Annotated in this window: 16 protein-coding genes; 6 read left to right on the plus strand and 10 right to left on the minus strand. The window is 72.1% G+C overall.

Features of this window, described 5'->3' with window-relative positions:
• Positions 1-40 precede the first annotated feature (40 nt).
• Together ACLHRZ_RS05620 and ACLHRZ_RS05625 are read right to left on the minus strand one after the other, a co-directional pair.
• Positions 41-1,300: an SWIM zinc finger family protein gene (locus ACLHRZ_RS05620; protein ID WP_490417120.1), complete on the minus strand. Its 1,260-nt coding sequence runs from the start codon at positions 1,298-1,300 to the stop codon at positions 41-43.
• Complete coding sequence (locus tag ACLHRZ_RS05625) at positions 1,297-4,173, minus strand: SCO1167/SCO6262 family helicase (protein ID WP_490417121.1); 2,877 nt, start codon at positions 4,171-4,173, stop codon at positions 1,297-1,299. The genes ACLHRZ_RS05620 and ACLHRZ_RS05625 overlap by 4 nt, the downstream gene beginning before the upstream one ends.
• A gap of 213 nt (positions 4,174-4,386) precedes the next feature.
• Here ACLHRZ_RS05625 and ACLHRZ_RS05630 point away from each other — a divergent pair, with 213 nt between their 5' ends.
• Positions 4,387-4,569: a tail-anchor membrane protein gene (locus tag ACLHRZ_RS05630; protein WP_336413732.1), complete on the plus strand. Its 183-nt coding sequence runs from the start codon at positions 4,387-4,389 to the stop codon at positions 4,567-4,569.
• Positions 4,570-4,651: 82 nt separating this feature from the next.
• Here ACLHRZ_RS05630 and ACLHRZ_RS05635 read toward each other — a convergent pair whose 3' ends face one another.
• From ACLHRZ_RS05635 to ACLHRZ_RS05645, 3 genes are read right to left on the minus strand one after another with little or no spacing between them, the layout of a single operon-like run.
• The gene (locus tag ACLHRZ_RS05635; RefSeq protein WP_490417122.1) at positions 4,652-5,674 is read right to left on the minus strand and encodes a TolB-like translocation protein; all 1,023 of its coding nucleotides are present in this window, start codon (positions 5,672-5,674) and stop codon (positions 4,652-4,654) included.
• Positions 5,671-6,954, minus strand: a complete 1,284-nt coding sequence (locus ACLHRZ_RS05640; protein ID WP_490417123.1) for an MFS transporter — start codon at positions 6,952-6,954, stop codon at positions 5,671-5,673. Before ACLHRZ_RS05640 ends, ACLHRZ_RS05635 begins: the two co-directional genes overlap by 4 nt.
• A 2-nt stretch (positions 6,955-6,956) precedes the next feature.
• Positions 6,957-7,853 carry an alkaline phosphatase family protein gene (locus ACLHRZ_RS05645; RefSeq protein ID WP_490417124.1) on the minus strand — a complete coding sequence of 299 codons (897 nt, stop codon included), beginning with the start codon at positions 7,851-7,853 and terminating at the stop codon, positions 6,957-6,959.
• 200 nt (positions 7,854-8,053) lie between these two features.
• Here ACLHRZ_RS05645 and ACLHRZ_RS05650 point away from each other — a divergent pair, with 200 nt between their 5' ends.
• Positions 8,054-8,593 (plus strand): MOSC domain-containing protein, encoded by a 540-nt coding sequence (locus tag ACLHRZ_RS05650; RefSeq protein ID WP_490417125.1) that lies wholly within the window; start codon positions 8,054-8,056, stop codon positions 8,591-8,593.
• 56 nt (positions 8,594-8,649) lie between these two features.
• Here the strand turns inward: ACLHRZ_RS05650 and ACLHRZ_RS05655 are convergent, their stop codons facing one another.
• Positions 8,650-8,943 (minus strand): hypothetical protein, encoded by a 294-nt coding sequence (locus tag ACLHRZ_RS05655; protein ID WP_490417126.1) that lies wholly within the window; start codon positions 8,941-8,943, stop codon positions 8,650-8,652.
• A 255-nt stretch (positions 8,944-9,198) separates the two neighbouring features.
• On the opposite strand from ACLHRZ_RS05655, the gene ACLHRZ_RS05660 reads away from it, so the two are divergent.
• Together ACLHRZ_RS05660 and ACLHRZ_RS05665 are read left to right on the plus strand one after the other, a co-directional pair.
• Positions 9,199-9,621, plus strand: coding sequence for a roadblock/LC7 domain-containing protein (locus tag ACLHRZ_RS05660; RefSeq protein ID WP_490417127.1), 423 nt, complete (start codon positions 9,199-9,201; stop codon positions 9,619-9,621).
• A 111-nt stretch (positions 9,622-9,732) separates the two neighbouring features.
• Positions 9,733-10,644, plus strand: coding sequence for a DUF6397 family protein (locus ACLHRZ_RS05665; protein ID WP_490417128.1), 912 nt, complete (start codon positions 9,733-9,735; stop codon positions 10,642-10,644).
• On the opposite strand, the gene ACLHRZ_RS05670 is transcribed toward ACLHRZ_RS05665, so the two are convergent.
• On the minus strand, positions 10,622-13,135 hold the full coding sequence (locus ACLHRZ_RS05670; RefSeq protein ID WP_490417129.1) for a DEAD/DEAH box helicase: 2,514 nt from the start codon (positions 13,133-13,135) through the stop codon (positions 10,622-10,624). The genes ACLHRZ_RS05665 and ACLHRZ_RS05670 overlap by 23 nt on opposite strands.
• Positions 13,136-13,266: 131 nt before the next feature.
• On the opposite strand from ACLHRZ_RS05670, the gene ACLHRZ_RS05675 reads away from it, so the two are divergent.
• A complete protein-coding gene (locus ACLHRZ_RS05675) occupies positions 13,267-14,058 on the plus strand; it encodes a metal-dependent hydrolase (protein ID WP_490417130.1) in 792 nt (263 codons plus the stop codon).
• A gap of 134 nt (positions 14,059-14,192) precedes the next feature.
• On the opposite strand, the gene ACLHRZ_RS05680 is transcribed toward ACLHRZ_RS05675, so the two are convergent.
• On the minus strand, positions 14,193-15,974 hold the full coding sequence (locus tag ACLHRZ_RS05680) for an ABC transporter ATP-binding protein (protein ID WP_490417131.1): 1,782 nt from the start codon (positions 15,972-15,974) through the stop codon (positions 14,193-14,195).
• Positions 15,971-17,788, minus strand: coding sequence for an ABC transporter transmembrane domain-containing protein (locus ACLHRZ_RS05685; RefSeq protein WP_490417132.1), 1,818 nt, complete (start codon positions 17,786-17,788; stop codon positions 15,971-15,973). Before ACLHRZ_RS05685 ends, ACLHRZ_RS05680 begins: the two co-directional genes overlap by 4 nt.
• A 150-nt stretch (positions 17,789-17,938) precedes the next feature.
• Between ACLHRZ_RS05685 and ACLHRZ_RS05690 the strand changes: the two genes are divergently transcribed.
• Positions 17,939-19,555 carry a peptide-N4-asparagine amidase gene (locus ACLHRZ_RS05690; protein WP_490417133.1) on the plus strand — a complete coding sequence of 539 codons (1,617 nt, stop codon included), beginning with the start codon at positions 17,939-17,941 and terminating at the stop codon, positions 19,553-19,555.
• A gap of 31 nt (positions 19,556-19,586) precedes the next feature.
• Here the strand turns inward: ACLHRZ_RS05690 and ACLHRZ_RS05695 are convergent, their stop codons facing one another.
• Positions 19,587-20,774 carry a CaiB/BaiF CoA transferase family protein gene (locus ACLHRZ_RS05695; protein WP_490417134.1) on the minus strand — a complete coding sequence of 396 codons (1,188 nt, stop codon included), beginning with the start codon at positions 20,772-20,774 and terminating at the stop codon, positions 19,587-19,589.
• Between the last annotated feature and the right edge of the window lie 58 nt (positions 20,775-20,832).

The raw sequence follows: 20,832 nt of genomic DNA on the forward strand, positions 1-20,832 counted from the left end.
CCCCCCCCCCCCCCCCCCCCCCCCCCCCCCACCGGCGGCGTCAGCCCTCCGCGAGCGTGCTCGCGAGTACCGCAGCCGGATCCCGGCCGCCCGGCCCGGCCGGCTCCCAGAGGTCGTCCTCCCCGCGGTACGGCCACCAGCGGCCGTCGCGTCCGTAGCGGAGCTGGACGTCCGTGCCCACGGCCGTCCAGCGGTTGCCGGCGCCGTCCAGCCGGGGCGGCCGTCCGTCCCCCTCCCAGGCGGCCGCCAGCCGGTCGCGGGCCTGTGCGAGGACCCCCGGCTCCGGCGTCCACTCCTCGTCCAGCACGCTCAGCGCTGCCGGTCCGCCGAATCTCCAGGCGCGTACCGCCCGTGCCAGTCCGGCGCGTTCACCGCCGCAGCCCGCCGCCAGCCGGTCGGTCACGGTGTCCGGTGCGCCGTTGGCGGCGAGGCGCACGGTGTCCTCGCGGACGGTGAGCGGAGCCGGTACGGGCGTGCGGTCGTGCCCCGGGGACAAGGCTTCGGCCAGGAGCAGCCGGGCCCGGTGGGCGGCGTCCGCCGCGAGGAACTCCAGGGCGGCGACGTCCAGTCCGGGAGGTGCAGGAAGGTCGCCCGAGAATGCGGGCGGACGTCCGGGCGCCTCCACCGGCGGCGGGGGCGCCGGCAGCGCTGCCGCGCGCCCGTGTCCCGCGAACACCTCCCGCGCGGGAACGCCCGCAGGCACCTTCGCCGTTGGGTCGGCGGTCCGGGCTGCACTGCGTGCCTGCAGCTCGTCCAGCACCTCGCGTTCGCCGCGTCCGCGCAACAGGAGCAGGACGAAGGGGTCCCGGTCGAGCAGCCGTGCCACCTGGTGGCACAGTGCGGCGGTGTGCGCGCAGTGGTCCCACGCCCCGCAAGCGCATTCCGGTTCCAGATCGCCGATCCCCGGCAGCAGGTCGACACCCGCTGCGGCTGCGTCCTCGGCCATGTGCGGTGGCAGGTCCCGGTCCAGCAGTGCGGCCAGATGTTCTGCGCGGCCGGTGACCAGAGCGATGAAGCGGTCCCAGTCGCTCTGCGCGAGTTGCTGCACCATCACGTCCGCCCGGTACGACGACCCGTCGCGGTCGCGTACGAGCGCGGTGACGCGCCCCGGCCGCACCGAGACCGCACCCACGGCGCCGGCCCGGGCGTGCCGGCGGCCCGCCCTGACCTGTTCGCCGTCCAGGGCCGTGTCCTCCAGCGCCTGCAGCCAGGCGCGGCCCCACCGGCTCGTGGCGAACGCCCGCCCGCGCACGGGCGGAAGCGCCTCGAAGGTGCGCCCGGCATCGAGGTCGTGCGTCATCGTCCCGTCCCCCTCAGTTCCACCAGTTCCGACAGCTCGGCGTCGGTCAGCTCGGTCAGAGCCGCCTCGCCGGAACCCAGCACCGCGTCCGCCAGGGCCTGTTTGCGGGTGAGCAGTTCCGCGATCCGGTCCTCGATCGTCCCCTCGGCGATCAGACGGTGCACCTGGACGGGGCGGGTCTGGCCGATGCGGTGGGCGCGGTCGGTGGCCTGGGCCTCGACGGCCGGATTCCACCAGCGGTCGACGTGCACGACGTGCTCGGCACGCGTCAGGTTCAGCCCCGTCCCGGCGGCCTTCAACGACAGTAGGAAGACCGGGACATCGCCGTCCTGGAAGCGGCGCACCATCTCCTCCCGCTGCGCCACGGGCGTACCGCCGTGCAGCAGTTGCGTGGGAACACCGCGAGCAGCCAGGTGACGTTCCAGGAGCCGGGCCATTTGAACGTACTGGGTGAACACGAGCACGCTCGCGCCCTCGGCCAGAATGGTGTCCAGCAACTCGTCCAACAGCTCGACCTTGCCCGAACGCCCGGTGATCCGCGCGCTGTTCCCCTCCTTCAGATACTGCGCCGGGTGGTTGCAGATCTGCTTCAGACCCGTCAGAAGTTTCACGATCAGTCCGCGCCGCTGGAGACCGTCCGCCTCCGCCACCTCGGCGAGCAGCTCACGCACCACGGCCTCGTAGAGCCCCGCCTGTTCCGGCGTGAGGGCGACCGCCCGGTCCGTCTCGGTCTTCGGCGGCAGTTCGGGCGCGATGCCCGGGTCGGACTTGCGGCGGCGCAGCAGGAAGGGCCTGATCAGTGCGGCGAGCCTCTCGGCCGCAGCCGGGTCGGTGCCGGACTCGACGGCCTGTGCGTAGCGTCGCCGGAACGTGCCGAGCGAGCCGAGGAGGCCGGGCGTCGTCCAGTCGAGAATGGCCCACAGTTCGGTCAGGTTGTTCTCCACCGGAGTGCCGGACAGCGCGACGCGTGCCCCGGCGCCGATGGAGCGCAGCCGGCGGGCGGTGGAGGAGTGGGGGTTCTTCACGTGCTGTGCCTCGTCCGCGACGACCATGCCCCAGCCGGTCTCCGCGAGCCGCTGCGCGTCCAGCCGCATCGTGCCGTAGGTGGTGAGGACGAACTCCGCGTCCTCCAGGCCCTCCAGGGAGCGGGACGTGCCGTGGAAGCGGCGGACCGGGGTGCCGGGGGCGAAACGTTCGATCTCCCGCTGCCAGTTGCCCATGAGCGAGGCGGGACAGACCACCAGAGTGGGGCCCTTGCTCTCCGGCAGGGTCTGCCGGTGCAGGTGAAGCGCGATCAGGGTGATGGTCTTGCCGAGACCCATGTCGTCGGCCAGGCAGCAGCCGAGCCCGAGAGACGTCATCCGGTTCAGCCAGTCCAGGCCGCGCAGTTGGTAGTCGCGCAGCGTGGCGGCCAGCGCAGCGGGCTGGGTGACAGGTGCGTGCCCGGCTTCGGGGTCGGCGATGCGATCGCGCAGTGCGGCCAGCCAGCCGGTGGCCCGCACCTTGACGGTTTCCTCGCCCTCGGCGTCGTCTCCTGCGACGACGCGTCCGGTGAGGGCGGCACCGAGGGCCTCGACCGGTGTGACCTTGCGGTCCTGTTGTGCAAGGGCGCGGCGTACGGCTTCCGGGTCGACGAGCACCCACTGGTCGCGCAACCGGACGGCAGGGCGGCGCGCTTCGGCGAGCCGGCCGAGTTCGTCGCGGGTCAGCTCCTGGTCGCCGAGGGTGAAGCGCCAGCCGAAGGCGAGCAGGGCATCGGCGGAGAAGAGGGACGGTGCGCCCGGCCGTGCGTCCGGCTGCACAGTGCCGTCGTCCGGCGGGCCGACGACCGCGCGTGCGGTCAGCCTGCGGACGAGTTCCTTCGGCCAGTGCACCTCGACGCCTGCGGCGTCCAGGGCGGCGGAGGCGGGGCCGAGGAGTTCGCCCACTTCTTCGTCGGCGAGCTCGACGGAGTCCGGGACGTCGGAGGAAAGCAGGGGCGAGAGCGCAGGCCAGGCATGGACGGCACGTCGCAGGGCGAGCAGCGCGTTCGTCCGGGCGCCGCGGCCGAATGTGGCCGCGACGGGAGACGTGCCGGACCACACCTCGGCGGCGTCCGCGACGAGAGCGGAGTCGGTGAGGCTGTGCACCTGGAGCACGGCCCGGAAGCGCGGTGGGCGGCCGCCGTCGTCGGCCTCGGCCGTCCCGAGGACGTCGATGCGCAGGGAGAGCCGCACCCCCGCGTCGTGCCCGGCGGCGACCTCGGCCGCCCAGGCGCGGTGCCCGGGTACGTGCTGGGGCGCCCAGGCGGCGAAGGCCGGCCCGCCGGCCGCGAGGGCGGCGGCGGGCGAGCGGGGCAGCCCGTCGGCGACGGCGTCGAGGAAGGAGCGCACGAGCGCTTCCGGGGCGGGCAGCAGCAGCGGGCCGTCGCCGGAGAGCGGTACGGCGTGCGCGGCGGGCGGCATGGCGGCGGCCAGCTCGCGGATGCGCTGCAGGTCGTCGGCGGAGAGCGGCCCGGCTCGCCAGGCGTCGTGGTCGGAAGCGCTCAGGCCGGGCAACAGCCTGCCCCGGGCAGCCAGTTGCAGCGCGAGCACTGCGGCGGCTCCCCAGAAGGCGGCGGCCTCGTCCGCCCGGGCGGCCCGGGCGCGCGTCAGGACAGGCAGTGCGTCCCGTACGGGCAGCACGGTGGCGCGCACGGTCGTGATGGTGACGTCCGGTCCGTCGGCGACGGCGATCGTCAGCTCTTCGGCGGCTTCCGGTGCGGTGGGCGGTTCGCCGCCCGGCAGCCAGAAGGCGACCCGTCCGGTGCGTGCGGGGTCTCCCGGGAGGAAGACCGCCGAGCAGTGGACGAGCCGGGAGGTGTCGGAGGGTGATGCGGCAGGGAGCGGGCTCACGGAGCGACGTACTCCTCAAATTTGACTAGCAGGCCTGGGAGCGCCCGAGGGTACAGGATGAACGCTGCCGGCGACGGCTGCCCGGAGGTGAGCCACGCCACACGGCAGACGTACGCTGGCACTGGACTCGACGGGGCATACGGCGAGGAACCGGGCGCGGCCGCCGCGCGTTCTGAGAGACACAGCGGCAGCTGTCGCGAAGGAGGAACGGACATGAGCAACAGGGCCAAGGTTGCCGTCGGCGGCGTGGCGGTGGGAGTGATCCTGCTGTGGCTGCTGCCGTTCTGGATGGCGGTGCTGGTGATGGTCGGCGTGCCGGCCGCCGCGTATCTCCTGCTGGACCCCTCTCAGCGCAAGAGGCTGCGCCGGGTGTCCCGCAAGGAGCTCGGGCGCTGATCCAGCCACGACGAGCCCGCAGCCGACGCACTGCACTCCCCGCGGAGTGCTCGGAGCCGCCGGGGCATCGCCAGGGCGGCGGTCACGCGCGGCCGGTGAAGGCCGGCGCGAGCGCCGCCGGCAGGGCCCGGCGGGAGCGGCCCGAACCGTCCGCCGGTACCGTCCACAGATCTGAGCCGTAGTTGCCAGGCAGGGAGTAGAGCAGCGTGCGGTCGTCCTGCCAGACGGCCTGGTCGTCGACGTTCCGCTGTTCTGCGGTGGCGGTCTCGTGCAGGGTGCGCAGGTCCAGGACGTACAGCCGCCAGGGCGCGTCGGGGGACGCGCCCTGGACGCGCTTCTTGTAGGCCACGCGCGTCCCGTCGGGCGAGAGGGAAGGGCACTCCACGTTCGTGTGCACGGTGCGCAGGGTGCGGGTGCGGCGGTCACCGCTCACCAGATATGTGCGGCCGCCGGTGGCGACGGTGGCGTAGAACCGGTCGCCGTCGGCGAACGTGACGCCCCAGACGTTGAGGTCCGGTGCCTTGTACGGATGGTCGTCCACCAGCAGGCGGTAGTCCTCCAGGTTGCGGTCCAGTGTGCCGGTGCGCAGGTCGAGGACCGACGTGCGGGTGGAGAAGGCGGTACCCGCGTAGGAGTCGCCGCTGACGAAGACGGTCCAGGCCGCCGCATGCCCGTCGGGCGCCACCCGGGCCCGGGTGGGGATGCCCGCCAGGTCGTAACGGTGCAGCTCGTGCAGCCGTGCGTCGAGCACGACCGCACGATAGGTGTCGCGCAGCTTGCCGTGCACGGCCTGGAGGCAGATGCCGGTCCCCGACGCCGCGTGGAAACGCAGGCACTTGACGCCGGAGGCGGTGCGCGGGCCGTCGGGGCTCCCCGCGGGCACCGAGGCGATCTCGTCGCGGTGCGGGCCCCACGCCATGTTGCGGAAGACCTCGCGTCCCGGCGCGTCCAGGCCGACCTCGCCGGAGCGTGCCGACGGGCCGCCCTCCTGCGTACGGTCCTTCTCCGCGGCCCGGCCGGCGGCGTGCAGGGTGGCGCCTATGGCGACGCCGCCCAGGAGCAGCACGGCGACGAACAGGATCACAAGGCGCTTCGTGCGGTTCAACGGGCGGACTCCGGCAGGGTGTCGGGGGACGGGGTGCGCAGCAGCAGCGCGCTCACGGCGGCCGAGACGGCGAGTCCTGCGGCGGCTGCACCCAGGGCGGTGCGGTCGCCCCAGGCCGTCCATGCCGCTCCGAAGGCGATCGAGCACACGAAGCGGGCGGCGGCCTGACCGGTCTGCACCACGGCCAGCCCGCTGCCGCGGACCGCCTCCGGCACGGCGTCGGCGGTCGCCGCGGCGAGCACGCCGTCGGTGGCCGCATAGAAGCTGCCGTGCAACGCGAGCACCAGGCAGACGAGAGCGACCGAGCGCCCGACCGGCGCGACGAGGACCCCGTACGCCGCCAACAGCGCGAGATGGCCGCACAGGAACAGCCGCCTCCGGCCGAAACGGTCGGCGATCGCACCGAACGGCACGGCCAGCAGCAGGAACGCTCCCGCAGTGCCCAGCGGCAGCAGCGGGAACCAGGACTCGGGCAGGTCCAGCCGGCGCTGCAGCGTCAGATAGAGGAACGAGTCGCTGACCGTGGTCAGACCCAGCAATACGGCGCAGCACGTCAGCCGGCGCACCTCGGGCTGCCGCAACAGCTCGCGCAGAGACGCCCGTTCGGCCGTCGTGCGCCGGGTAGGGGCCGCGGCGCCGGTGCGCCCGGGGACGAACAGCAGGAGCACCAGGACGCCCAGCGCCGCCACGCAGCCGCTGACGGTGAAGACGGCGTCGTAGCCCTCCGCTGCGGCCCGGAGCACGAGGAAGGCGAGCAGCGGCCCCAGGAGTGCGCCGGCCGTGTCCATGGCGCGGTGCACACCGAACGCCCGCCCGCGCCCGGCGGGTTCGCTCGCCAGCGAGATCATGGCGTCGCGCGGTGCGGTGCGCAGGCCCTTGCCCGTGCGGTCGGCGGCGAGAACCGCTCCGATCAGCGGCACGCCGTGCGCGACGAGCAACAGGGGCTTGCAGAGGGCGGAAAGGCCGTAGCCGACGGCCGCCACGGTCTTGTGACCGCCCTCCCGGCGGTCGGAGAGCCGTCCGCCGGCGAAGCGGACGAGTGCGCTGACTCCGTTGTAGACGCCGTCCAGCAGGCCGAAGCCGAGAGGCGAAAGCCCCAGTCCGGCGACGAGGTAGAGCGGCAGGACGGCGGTGACCATCTCGGAGGAGATGTCGGTGATCAGGCTGACGGCGCCGAGGGCGAGCACCGTGCCGGGCACGACGGCGGCCCGCCGGACGGGGCCCGTGCCCCGTCCGGCGGTGCCCGGTGAAGGAGTTGCGCGGCTGTCCGCGAGGTACACGGTCAGCTGTTCCAGATGCCGGCGATGTCCTTGGCGCCGGCGGAGCTTCCGGCGTACGGCAGGCCGTACATGCTCTCCAGTGTGTGCAGCACGTCGTAGTGGTTGTACGTGTCGCCGGAGGACGATCCGGCCTTGACGGGCTGCCCGTAGAGGACGGTGGGGATGCGGTTGCCGCCGAGCCGGTTGTCCTCGTCGAAGGTGAGCAGGAGCAGGCTGTTGTGGCTCTGGGCCCAGTCGGCGTAGCTCTTGAGGTTGTTCTTGAGCCAGGTGTCACCGGTGGCCACGTCGCAGTCGTGCATGTCGTTGCACAGGTTCGGTATGACGAAGGAGACCGCGGGCAGGGTGCTGTAGTCGCCCGGGAACTTGTCGAAGGTGTGCGCGCTGCTGGTGGGCACGTTGCCGAAGCCGAACCACGGGTTGTGCTTCTGGGCGTACTTGCCGCTGCGGCAGACGGTGGAACCCTCCGACGGCAGGGACTCGTTGTAGCTCGCCCAGGTCTTCCCCGCGTCGAGCAGTTCCGAGGCGAGGTTGGGAGCCTGGAAGGCCCCGGGGTCGACGCAGCTGTCGTCGGTGACGCCCTGGGTGTCCCCGGAGAACAGTGCGTAGTAGTTCGGCTGGCTCGGGTGGGTCTCGGCGTACGAGGCGGTCAGGTTGGCGCCCCCGGATGCCAGTGCGTTGATGTACGGGGCGTCGGAGCTGCCGAGGACCTGGTCGTAGGCGTGGTTCTCGAAGACGACCACCACCACGTGGTCCGGAGTGGGCAGGGTCGTGGCCGCGGAGGAGTCGGCGGTCCACAGGCAGAGGGAGGTGGCGGCGAGTCCGAACGCCGCGGCCAGGGCGCCGAGTCGGCGCCGGCGGAGGGGGTGCGGGCTCTGCGGATGTCTGGCGTCGGCGGGCACGAGGTCCTCCGTACTGGGGAAACGGTGGGGGTGTGCGGGTGCGGTGGCAGCGTAGGGCTGCCAGCAGTGGCATGTACACGACGTTGAGGTGACGGGTTCGGGAACACGGGCCGAGCGGAGCGCGACGAACGCACTGTCGGTGCGGGGGGTTAGTGTCGGAGGGTCGGGATCGCAGGCGACCGAGGGGAGGCCGGGCCGTCATGGGCACGGTGACTGCGGTGTGCAGCAGCGGGGAGCACGAGTTCAGCAAGCCGGTGCGGGAGTGCATCAGACTGCTGGAGGGGCTGGGGGTCGAGGGCGACACGCACTCGGGGGCGACGGTGCAGCACCGCTCGCGCGTTGCGCAGGACCCCACGCAGCCCAACCTCCGTCAGGTGCACCTCATTCAGCAGGAACTGTTCGAGGAGGTGGCCGCGGCCGGATTCACGGTCGGGCCCGGGCAGTTGGGGGAGAACGTCACCACCTGTGGGATCGATCTGCTGGGTCTTCCACGCGGCGCCCGGCTGCGGCTGGGCCCGGAGGCGGTCGTCGAGATCACCGGCCTGCGCAACCCGTGCCTGCAGATCGAGGGGTTCCGCCGCGGCCTGCTCAAGGAGGTCGTGGGGCGCGCGGAGGACGGTTCCGTCGTGCGCAGGGCCGGCGTCATGGGCGTCGTCCTGGCGAGCGGCGAGGTCCGGCCCGGGGATCCCGTGCGGGTGGAGCTGCCCGACGGGCCTCGACTTCCTCTGGAGCGCGTCTAGTCGCAGGAGCACGGCGCTCCCGCGCGCCCTGCGGCGGGAGTGCCGTGAGCCGGCCGTCATACGGTGGGCAGGCCGAGCAGGGAGCGGGCCACGGTCAGGGGTGCCTCGTCCTGTTCGCGGGCCAGGGCTATGACCGCACGGCAGGCCAGCTCGTTGACCCCGAAGGTGAGGGCCTCGGGGGAGACCCACCGCGCAGCCTCCGCGCTGCGGTCGCCGTCGTTCTCGGCGCATGCCGCCACGTACAGGGCCGCCGCCTCGAAGAGATTGCGCTTCGGGGCCGCGGAGGGCTGCGGGGCCCGGACCGACGGCTTCCCGGACTCTCCGGGGCGCCTGCGGAATTTGTGGAGCACAGTGATCACCTGCCCCGTGAAGCAAAATCTGCGGTTGTTCAAGTGTTCCCGGAGACCGGCGAATTGAACCGCCGGAAACCCGGTGCCGACCGTGCGGTGAAAACCGGGGTTTCCATGGCGTGTCCGCATTCCGTGCCGACTGGCGAACAGGTGCGTACCGAAGGGTCCGGCGGGTTGCCGAGAGGGCCCGGGTGAGCAAGGCTTGCACGGCAGTTGCGGGGGAATCGGGGAACTGCGGGAACGGGGAGGCGGGATATGACCGACGGCAAGGAACTCGAGGGGCTGCTGGACGACCTGGCCCAGCGCGTCGAGTCGATACGGTACGCGCTGGTGCTGTCCAACGACGGTCTGGTGACGGGGGCGAGCACGGGTCTGGAGCGGGAGGACGCCGAGCACCTGGCCGCGGTCGCCTCGGGGTTGCAGAGCCTCGCCAGAGGGGCCGGCAGGCAGTTCCGGGCGGGCCGCGTGCGGCAGACGGTGATCGAATTCGATGAGGGGGTCCTGTTCGTGACCGCCGCGGGCGAGGGCAGCTGTCTGTGCGTCCTGGGCGGTGCCGAGACCGACATCGGCCGGGTCGCGTACGAGATGACGCTGCTCGTCCACCGCATCGGCGAGCACCCGGGCGGCGCCGCGCGACAGCAGAACCCACCGGGCGGACGGGCCCGAGAGGGCCGCTGACCTCGTACTCCGCGGCGGGGCAGCGGAGTTATCCACAGGCTTGGGCCGATGTCGTCACCCTGCGCTACAGTCGTTACTGTCGGTAGTCGATCGATGGCGGGGGAGGATGTCATGACGGTACGTCAGGAGCAGGGGGTCCCGTTCGCGCGGGCGGCCCGGGAGCTGGGGCTCACGCCCCGGGACTTCGAATTGGCCGTGCAGCTGGGGGAGGTGCGGACTTTTGCGCGCGGTCCCGGCGGGCGGCACCGGGTGCCGCAGAAGGAGATCGAGCGCCATCGGGCCGCCGGAGGATTCCCCGAGGCCCTGCGCTCCCGGCTGTGGGTGGTCGGCACCGCCGGGGGCGCCGAGCTGATGGGCATCAGCCCGTCCCGCTTCGGACGCCTCGCCCGCGGCGGCCACTTCGCGCCGGTGAGGTTCTATGTGAACCGGTACCGGGCCGTGGTCTGGCACTATCTCGCCTCGGACCTCGCGGAGTTCGCCGACCGCCATCCCGAACTGCTCACCGGCCGCAGCCCCTTCCCGCTGCGCGCGGCGCCGGAGGAGCGCGCGGACCGGCGGCCGCGCAACTGGCGGGCCCGCCGCGTCGAGCAGCTCACCGGCCGTGCCGAGGGAGCCTGGCAGCGCGCCGCCGCCCTCGCGGCCGTGCTCGATCCGGTCCAGCTGGCCGATGCGGTGCCGGATCCGGACGAGCGTGCCCACCTGCGCCTCCTGCGCCCCGTCCTCGTCTCCGCACGCCCGGTGGCCCCTGCCGCCCGCGAAGTGATCGATGCCCTGGTGGTGGCGGAGGATCCGGACGAGATCGAGTGGTACCGGCACTGCCTGGCGGCCGCCCTGCAGGAGGCCCGCGCGGACCGGTGCCCGCCCCGGCGGGAGGACGGCCGAGCCCGGGGCGTCCCGGACACACCGGTACCGGACACCCCGGCGATGCCGCCGGAGCCCGCCAGGCCGCACGGACTGCGTCGGCTCCTGTCGTGGCGGGGCGCCCGGCGGCCGGAAGCGGCTACAGCTGGCCGACGTCCATGACCCGCACCACGGCGCGGCCCTCCTCGTCGGAGGCGGCGAGGTCCACCTCGGCGGAGATGCCCCAGTCGTGGTCGCCGTTCGGGTCGGCGAAGGTCTGCCGTACCCGCCACAGCCCGTCCTCCGGACGCTCCTCGATGCTGAGCAGCTTCGGGCCGCGGGCGTCCGGGCCGGTCCCCAGCTCCTCGTACTCGTCCCAGTAGGCGTCCATCGCCTCGGCCCAGCGGTCCTCGTCCCAGCCCGCGTCGGCGTCCATCTCGCCGAGTTCGGCGACCTTGTCGAGAGCGGCCAGCTCGACCCGGCGGAACATCGCATTGCGCACCAGCACCCGGAACGCCCGGGCGTTGGCCGTGACCGGCTTGACCTGGTCGGCACGGTCCTGGGCGTCCTCCGCCGACTCCTCCTCGGGGTTGGCCAGTTGCTCCCACTCGTCCAGCAGGCTGGAGTCGACCTGGCGGACCATCTCGCCCAGCCAGGCGATCAGGTCCTCGAAGTCGTCGGACTTCAGGTCGTCCGGCACGGTGTGGTCCAGCGCCTTGTAGGCGCTCGCCAGGTACCGCAGCACGATGCCCTCGGTCCGCGCAAGATCGTAGAAGGAGGTGAACTCCGTGAACGTCATGGCCCGCTCGTACATGTCGCGGATGACGGACTTCGGGGACAGCGGATGATCGCCGACCCAGGGGTGGCTCTTGCGGTAGACGCCGTAGGCGTGGGAGAGCAGTTCCTCCAGCGGCTTGGGGTAGCTGACGTCGGCGAGGCGCTCCATGCGCTCCTCGTACTCGATGCCCTCGGCCTTCATCGCCGCGACGGCCTCGCCGCGCGCCTTGTTCTGCTGCGCCACCAGGATCTGTCGCGGGTCGTCCAGCGTCGACTCCACGACCGAGACCATGTCGAGGGCGTAGGAGGGCGACTCCGGGTCGAGCAGCTCGAAGGAGGCCAGGGCGAACGTCGACAGCGGCTGGTTGAGCGCGAAGTCCGACTGCAGGTCGACGGTCAGCCGCACGATGCGGCCCTCGGCGTCCGGCTCGTCGAGCTGCTCGATCACGCCGCCGTCCAGCAGCGACCGGTAGATCGCGATCGCCCGGCGGATGTGCCGCAGCTGGTTCCTGCGGGGCTCGTGGTTGTCCTCCAGCAGCCTGCGCATCGCCACGAAGGCGTTGCCCGGACGCGCGATGACCGCCAGAAGCATCGCGTGGGTGACCCGGAAGCGGGAGGTGAGCTGCTCCGGCTCGGAGGCGATGAGCTTCTCGAAGGTGCTCTCGGTCCAGTTGATGAAGCCCTCGGGAGCCTTCTTGCGGACCACCTTGCGGCGCTTCTTGGGGTCGTCGCCGGCCTTGGCGAGCGCCTTCTCGTTCTCGACGACGTGGTCGGGCGCCTGGGCCACGACGAAACCGGCCGTGTCGAAGCCCGCCCGGCCGGCCCGCCCGGCGATCTGGTGGAACTCCCGGGCGCGCAGCGTGCGCACCCGCTGGCCGTCGTACTTGGTCAGGGCAGTGAACAGCACCGTGCGGATCGGCACGTTGACGCCGACGCCGAGGGTGTCCGTCCCGCAGATGACCTTGAGCAGTCCGGCCTGCGCCAGCCGCTCCACCAGCCGCCGGTACTTCGGCAGCATCCCCGCGTGGTGCACGCCGATGCCGTGCCGCACGAAGCGCGAGAGGTTCCGGCCGAACTTGGTGGTGAAGCGGAAGTTGCCGATGAGCTTGGCGATCTCGTCCTTCTCCTCGCGCGAGCACATGTTGATGCTCATCAGCGCCTGCGCCCGCTCGACGGCGGCGGCCTGGGTGAAGTGGACGATGTAGACGGGGGCCTGCTGCGTCTGGAGGAGCTCGGTCAGCGTCTCGGTGAGCGGCGTCGCGCGGTACTCGTACGACAGCGGGACGGGCCGGGTCGCGGAGCGGACGACCGAGGTGGACCGGCCGGTGCGCCGGGTGAGGTCCTCCTCGAAGCGGGAGACGTCACCGAGGGTTGCGGACATCAGGACGAACTGCGCCTGCGGAAGCTCCAGGATCGGGATCTGCCACGCCCAGCCCCGGTCCGGCTCCGCATAGAAGTGGAACTCGTCCATCACGACCTGGCCGATGTCGGCGTCCTTGCCGTCCCGCAGGGCGATGGAGGCGAGGATCTCGGCCGTGCAGCAGATGACCGGCGCATCGGCGTTGACCGAGGCGTCGCCGGTGAGCATCCCGACGTTCTCCGTGCCGAAGATCTTGCACAGGTCGAAGAACTTCTCCGACACCAGCGCCTTGATGGGCGCCGTGTAGAAGGTGACCTGGTCGTTGGCGAGCGCCGTGAAGTGCGCGCCGGCGGCCACCAGGCTCTTGCCGGAGCCGGTCGGGGTGGAAAGGATCACGTTGGCCCCGGAGACCACCTCGATCAGCGCCTCCTCCTGAGCGGGGTAGAGCGTGATGCCCCGCTCCTCGGCCCAGGTCGAGAACGCTTCGAAAAGGGCGTCGGGGTCGGCATGGCTCGGCATCTGATCGATAAGGGTCACGTCTCCATACTGCCTGGTCCGGGGCCGGATCAGGGAACCGGGCGACGACGGGCGACCTGCGGGCGGTTACGCTGAGTACTCGATCCGGCGTCAGAAAAGGGACTCCGGGCAGCAAAGGGGTGGAATCGAGCATGATGGGACCGGCGCACTCGCTGTCCGGAGCGGCCGCCTGGCTGGGGGTGGGCGCCGGCGCCGCGGCGGCAGGCTGTGCAATGCCCTGGCCGGTGCTCGTCGTCGGAGCGCTGATCTGTGCCGGAGCGGCGCTCGCCCCGGACCTCGACCACAAGTCCGCGACCATATCGCGGGCGTTCGGTCCGATATCGCGCAACCTGTGCGAGATCATCGACCGCCTCTCCCACGCCGTGTACAAGGCCACCCGGATGAAGGGCGACCCCCGGCGCAGCGGCGGCCACCGCACCCTCACCCACACCGCGCTGTGGGCCCTGCTGATCGGCGCCGGCGCCTCCGTGCTGGCCGTGACCGGCGGACGCTGGGCCGTGCTCGGCATCCTCTTCGTCCACATGGTGCTCGCGGTCGAGGGCCTGCTGTGGCGAGTGGCCAGGACGTCCAGCGACGTCCTGGTCTGGCTCCTGGGCGCAGCCGGAGCCTGGATCCTCGCCGAGGTGCTCAACCGCCCGGGCAACGGATCCGACTGGCTGTTCTCCGGGCCCGGCGAGGAGTACATGTGGCTCGGCCTGCCCATCGTCCTCGGCGCCCTGGTGCACGACATCGGCGATGCCCTCACCGTCTCCGGCTGCCCGATCCTGTGGCCCCTGCCCATCGGCCGCAAGCGCTGGTACCCGGTCGGCCCGCCGAAGGCCATGCGCTTCCGCGCCGGCAGCTGGGTGGAACTGAAGGTGCTCATGCCCTCCTTCATGCTGCTCGGTGCCCTCGGCGGGCTCGGGGCACTGGAGATCGTCTGACCGTGGACGCCGGCTGCTGAGCGGAGCCCCGCGCCCCAAAGGGGCGCGGGGCTCCGCTGGATTGCGGCTCCGCCGCGCGGGCGCGAACAGCCACGACGAGCCCGCAGTGGACGCACTGCACTTCCCGCCGAGCGCTACCGGTGCCAGGACCGCCACAGCGCCGCGTACGCCCCGTCCGCCGCGACCAGTTCGTCGTGACTGCCCATCTCGCTGATCCGGCCCTCCTCCGCCACCACGATCACATCCGCGTCGTGGGCGGTGTGCAGCCGGTGCGCGATGGCCACGACCGTGCGGCCGTCCAGCACCTTCGCCAGCGAGCGCTCCAGATGCCGGGCGGCGCGCGGGTCCAGCAGCGAGGTCGCCTCATCCAGCACCAGCGTGTGCGGATCCGCGAGCACCAACCGGGCCAGCGCGATCTGCTGGGCCTGCGCCGGGGTCAGCGCCAGGCCGCCCGAACCGACCTCGGTGTCCAGCCCCGACTCCAGCCCGCGCGCCCAGCTCTCGGCGTCCACCGCACCGAGGGCCGCCCACAGCTCGCCGTCCCCCGCGCCCGCACGGGCGAGCAGCAGGTTGTCGCGCAACGAGCCCACGAAGACGTGGTGCTCCTGGTTGACCAGCGCCACATGGCGGCGCACCCGCTCGGCCGGCATCCGCGCCAGCTTCGCGCCCCCGAGCGTCACCGCACCGGCACGCGGCGCGTAGACCCCGGCCAGCAGCCTGCCCAGCGTCGACTTGCCCGCGCCCGACGGACCGACGAGCGCCACCCGGGTGCCCGGACTGACGTCCAGCGACACCCCGTGGAGCACGTCGCCGCCGGGCAGGTAGCCGAAGCGCACCTCGTCCGCCCGCACCTCGCGCCCGGCCGGGTCCGCGCGCTCGTCCACGGCGCCGGACTCGATCTCGTGCACGCCCACCAGCCGGGCCAGCGAGACCTGGGCGATCTGGAGCTCGTCGTACCACCGCAGGATCAGCCCGACCGGCTCCGTGAGCATCTGCGCGAAGAGCGCGCCGGTCGTCAGCTCGCCCACCGAGATCCAGCCCTGCAGCACGAACACGCCCCCGAGCACCAGGACCGCGCCCAGCAGCAGGACGTGCGTCACGTTGATCACTGGATAGAAGACCGACCGGAGCCACAGCGTGTAGCGCTCCCACTGCGCCCACTCGCGGATCCGGCGGTCCGAGAGCGACACCCGGCGCTCGCCCAGCCGGTGCGCCTCGACGGTCCGGCCGGCGTCCACGGTCTCCGTCAGCGACGCCGCGACGGCGGCGTACCCCGCCGCCTCGGAGCGGTAGGCACTGGGCGCCCGGCGGAAGTACCAGCGCCCGCCGACCACCGCAACCGGGATCGCCACCAGCACGCTCAGCGCCAGCGGCGGAGCCGTGAGCGTCAGAGCACCCAGCAGCAGCCCTGCCCAGACGAAGCCGACGGCCAGCTGCGGCACGGCCTCGCGCATGGCGTTCGCCAGCCGGTCGATGTCCGTCGTGATCCGCGACAACAGGTCGCCCGTACCGGCGCGTTCCAGCACGCCGGGCGGCAGAGCCACCGACCGTACGAGGAAGTCCTCGCGCAGGTCGGCGAGCATCTGCTCGCCGAGCACCGCACCGCGCAGTCGCACCGCGCGGACGAAAACCGTCTGAACGGCCAGGGCGACCGCGAACAGCGAAACCGTACGGCCCAGATGAAAGTCCTGTGCACCGGACGACAAGTCCTCGACAAGCCCGCCCAGCAGCCACGGCCCGACCATCGAGGCGATCACGGCGACCGCATTCGCACCGACCAGCAGTGTGAAGTCCCTGCGGTGCCTGCGCAGCAGACGCTTCACATAACTCCGCACCGTCGACGGCCTGCCGACCGGCAGGGTCGTCGCCGATTCCGGAGCCGCCGGGTCGTAGGCCGGTGGTGCCACGCCGATCATGCCGACTCCTCGATCTGCTCACCCGTCGCGGGTGTCGTCGACTCCACGAGCTCCCTGTCCGTTCCTTCATCCGCCTGCCGGGTGACGACCGCGTGGTACACCGGGTCGCAGCGCAGCAGTTCACTGTGGGCGCCCACCGCCGCCACCCGGCCCTCACGGACGAACACCACACGGTCCGCCCGGTCGAGCAGCAAGGGACTGGAGGTGAACACCACCGTCGTACGGCCGCGGCGCAGCCTGCGCACGCCCTCGGCGATCCGGGCCTCGGTGTGCGAGTCGACCGCCGACGTCGGCTCGTCCAGCACCAGCACCTCGGGGTCGGTCACCAACGACCGTGCCAGGGCCAGCCGCTGGCGCTGCCCGCCGGACAACGAGCGGCCGCGCTCGGTGATCCGCGCACCCATCGGGCCGGTCGAGTCCGCCGTGGACGACCGGGCCAGGGAATCCAGCGCGTCTGCGCACTCGGCCGCCTCCAGAGCGGCTTCCGCCGGCACCGCACCGGAGCAGGGCACGTCCAGCAGCTCCGTCAGCGTCCCGGACAGCAGCACGGGATCCTTGTCCTGGACGAGCACCGCGGCGCGCGCCGCATCCAGCGGCACACCGTCCAGCGCCACACCGCCCAGCAATACCGACGGCACCTCCTCTCCGGCTTCCGCTGCGTGCCCGCCCAGCCGCTCGGCGAGGAGACCCGCAGCATCCGGATCGCCGCACACCACGGCCGTCATCTCCCCTGCAGGGGCGAGCAGTCCGGTCACCGGGTCGTACAAGTCGCCGGTGAGTACGGCCTCATGCCCCTCTGCGTCCTCCACAGGGGCCGCAGAGCGGTGCAGAGCCAGCACCCGGGCAGCGCGCTGCGCCGAGGGCCGGGAGAAGGAGTACGCCATGGCGATCTCCTCGAACTGGCGGAGCGGGAACAGCAGGAACGTGACCATGCCGTACACCGTCACCAGCTCGCCGACGCCGATCCGGCCGTCCCGGGCCAGGCCGACCCCGTACCAGACCACGGCGATCAGCAACAGACCCGGCAGGAGCACCTGCACCGCCGCGATCAGCGCCCACATGCGGGCGCTGCGCACGGCAGCCCTGCGCACGTCCTGCGACGCACTCCGGTAGCGGGAGAGGAACAACTCCTCACCGCCGATGCCCCGCAGCACCCGCAGACCGGCCACGGTGTCCGACGCCAGCTCCGTGGCCCGGCCGGCCTTGTCGCGCTGCTCGTCGGCACGCCGCGTCGCGGGCGGCAGCAGCGGCAGCACCGCCAGCGTCAGGACGGGCACGCCCAGGGCGACCACGGCCCCCAGCGCGGGCTGGTAGACCATCAGGACCACACACACCCCCACCGTGGTGAACGCCGCGGAGGCGAAGCGCGACAGGGCCTCCACGAACCAGCCGATCTTCTCGACGTCGCCCGTGGACACGGCCACGACCTCGCCCGCCGCGACGCGGCGGGTCAGCGTGGCGCCCAACTCGGCCGTCTTGCGGGCCAGAAGCTGCTGTATCCGCGCCGCAGCGGTGATCCAGTTGGTGACGGCCACCCGGTGGAGCATCGTGTCACCCAGGGTGGTGAGCGCGCCGAACAGCGCCATGAGCCCGCCGGCGAGCGCCAGCCGCGCGCCGGAGCGGTCCACGACGGCCTGCACGGTCAGGCCCACGGCCAGCGGGAAGAGGGCGACGGACGACATGTGCACGGTGCCCCACAACAGGGCCTTCAGCTGGCCGGCCAACTGATTCCGGCCCAGCCAGAGCAGCAGGCGCGGGCCCGATCGGACGTCCGGTAGGCCGGGATCGGCATACGGAAGATCACGAATGTGCATGGCAATCCGGATTCGGCAGGGGAGTGGGAGGGAGCTGTGCAAGGCTCGCGTCACAAGGATGGCGAGTTCAACTGGTTTTTCCGTGCGCGCAGCGGATCAGGCCAACGGGGCACTGGTGCACAGCAGTACGAAGCGCTTCACTCCTGCCTCATGAGACGAATGCTGCTCACTCTGTGCGTCGCTGCTGCCGGCCTGGTGCTGGGCGCGGGCCCGGCCACCGCCGCAACGCCGCCCACCGAGTTCGGCACCCACTGGCACGACCCGGTCACCGCGGGCCCGCCCGTGTCCGTCCCGGACACCCCCTCCTGCCAAGTGACGGTCGCCGACACCGAGTTCCGCGACTACACGCCCTACAAGGACACCTACATACCGCCCGCCGGGTGCGGCCACCGCTGGAACAAGGTCGTCCTGAGACTCGAAGGATCCGTGGCCGGGCGGCAGTACGACCGGCTCGGCTACCTGCACATCGGCGGTGTGGAGGTTCTGCGCACCTCGACCCCCGAACCCTCGCCCCAGGGCATCACCTGGAAGGTGGAAAAGGACGTCACACGGTACGCCGCCACGCTGCACGAGCAGCAGCCCGTCGAGATGCTCATCGGCAACACCGTGGACGGGACCTACACCGGCGTCATCAAGGTCAAGGCGACCCTGACGTTCTACACGGCACAGGGCCGGGTGAAGGAGGCACGCACCCCCGACAAGGTCCTCACGCTGCAGGACGCCCGCACCGACGGTGCGGTGTACGAAGGGCAGCTGACCACGCCGCGCAACAGCGAGCGCATCGTGGCCGAGGTGTACGCCACCGGATCGGGTGGCGGCTGCGAGGAGTTCTGGTACCTGACGGTGCCGGACAGCGCACCGTACTCGTGCAAGACCAAGGACGGCCCTTACCGCGAGGTGCAGGTCACGGTCGACGGCAAGCTCGCGGGGATCGCAGCACCGTTCCCGACCGTGTGGACGGGCGGGTGGTCCAACCCCTTCCTGTGGTACGTGATTCCGGGCCCGCGCGCCTTCGACGTGCGCCCGGTGGAGTACGACCTCACGCCGTTCGCCGGGCAGTTGAACGACGGGCGTCCCCACCGGATCGCGGTGTCGGTCGCCGGTGTGCCCGCCGGACAGAGCGGCTGGAGCACCCCCACCAACATCCTGGTCTGGCAGGACGCGAAGGCGGCGCACGTGACCGGCGCACTGCTCACGAGCCGGGCGGGCGACCCCGCCGACACGACGTCCTACCAGCCGGGCGACGAGCGCCGGCTGACGGCTGATGGTGGACACTCGCTCACGGTCTCGGGATACCTCGACACCTCGCACGGCCGGGTCACGACGACCGTCACCCGCACGCTCGCCGCGAACTCCGCACACCGCTGGAACGCGGACGAGTCGACGGACGCACTGCAGGCGCGCTGGAACGACGACGAGACGGTGACCGTCCGCGGCCACGGCCCCGCGACCGTCACCAGCACCCGGCGCACCTACACCATGGACGGCGCGACGACCGTGGACGCCGGCAACCGGCTGCGCACGACCATGACCATGGGCGACCGCGCGGACACCGCCACACTGCAGGGCGGACGGCGCACCGGCTGGTCCCGGCTGGACGACACCTACACGGGCGACGCCGCATACAACCAGAACGTGCCCCGTGAACAGCGGCATGCCACCGGCGTCTCGCGCGAGCGCTACCGCCTCCTCGGACCGGGCGCCTGTTACGACCGGGCCCTGGCCACGGCCCAGGGAGAGCTGACGGCGGACCGGTACGGCTGCTGAACCGTGCTCCCGTGCGGAGTCCGCCGCGGCCTCACGGCTTCGACGTACCGGCGAACTCCGCACGGATCGCGGCCGTGTGCTCCCCGAGCGCCGGTACCGGCCCCATCACCGCCTCCCGCCCGGTGACCTGGACGGGTGGCAGCAGACCGCGCAGCGGCCCGGCCGGTGAACCGAAGTCGCGCCATCGGTCGCGAGCTGCCAGCTGCGGATGGTCGGCCAGCTCGGCGACCGTCCGCAGCCGGGCGTTGGCGATCCCCGCCCCGTCGAGCAGGGCGACGACACCGTCCGCCGTGTGCGGGGCGAAACAGTCCTCCATGAGTGCTGTCAGCTCCCCGTCGTGCGCGTGGCGCAGCGGGTTGTCGGCGAAGTGCGGATCGCGGGCCAACGCCGGTCGGCGCAGCACCTGTTCGCACAGAGCGACCCACTCCCGGTCGCTCTGCACGCTCAGAAAGACCTGTGTCCCGTCCCCGCACCGGTAATGGCCGTAAGGGGAGATGGAAGGATGGCGGGCAGCGTTGCGCGTGATGAGTGTATCGCCGTACTCCTGGGTGAAATACGGGTGGCCCATCCATTCCGCCAGTGCGTCGAGGAGGGCGACGGAGAGCGCCGATCCCCGTCCGGTGCGCTCGCGTTCGTAGAGGGCCGTCAGAATGCCCGTGAAGGCGTACATCGCCCCCGCGATGTCGGCCACGGAGATCCCGGGCCGGGCGGGCGAGTCCGCGGTGCCGGTGATCGAGACCAGCCCCGCTTCGCACTGGACCAGCAGGTCGTAGGCCTTCTTGTCGCGGTACGGGCCGTCCGGGCCGTAACCGGAGACGTCACAGGTGACCAGCCGCGGGTGCCGGGCGCGCAGCCGCTCGCTGCCGAGCCCCAGCCGGTCGGCGGCGCCCGGGGCGAGGTTCTGTATGAACACGTCGGCACGGGCGAGGAGCCGGTCGAGCAGCGCACGGTCGGCCGGGTCCTTGAGGTCGAGGACGACGCTCTCCTTGCCGCGGTTGACCCAGACGAAGTAGGCGGAGAGACCCTTGACGCTGCCGTCGTAGTCGCGGGCGAAGTCGCCGCGTCCCGGACGTTCGATCTTGATGACGCGTGCGCCGAGGTCGGCGAGCTGGCGGGTTGCGAAGGGGGCTGCCACGGCTTGTTCGAGCGCGACGACCGTGATGCCGTGCAGAGGCGGTTCCAAGGGGATTCCTCCCGGTCTGCCGTGAGTGTCTGCCATCAGTCAGGACGATCATATGACTGGGTCTGTGGACAACTCGGCATGCGGCGGAGGCAGT

The organism is Streptomyces sp. AM25 (assembly GCF_058146165.1).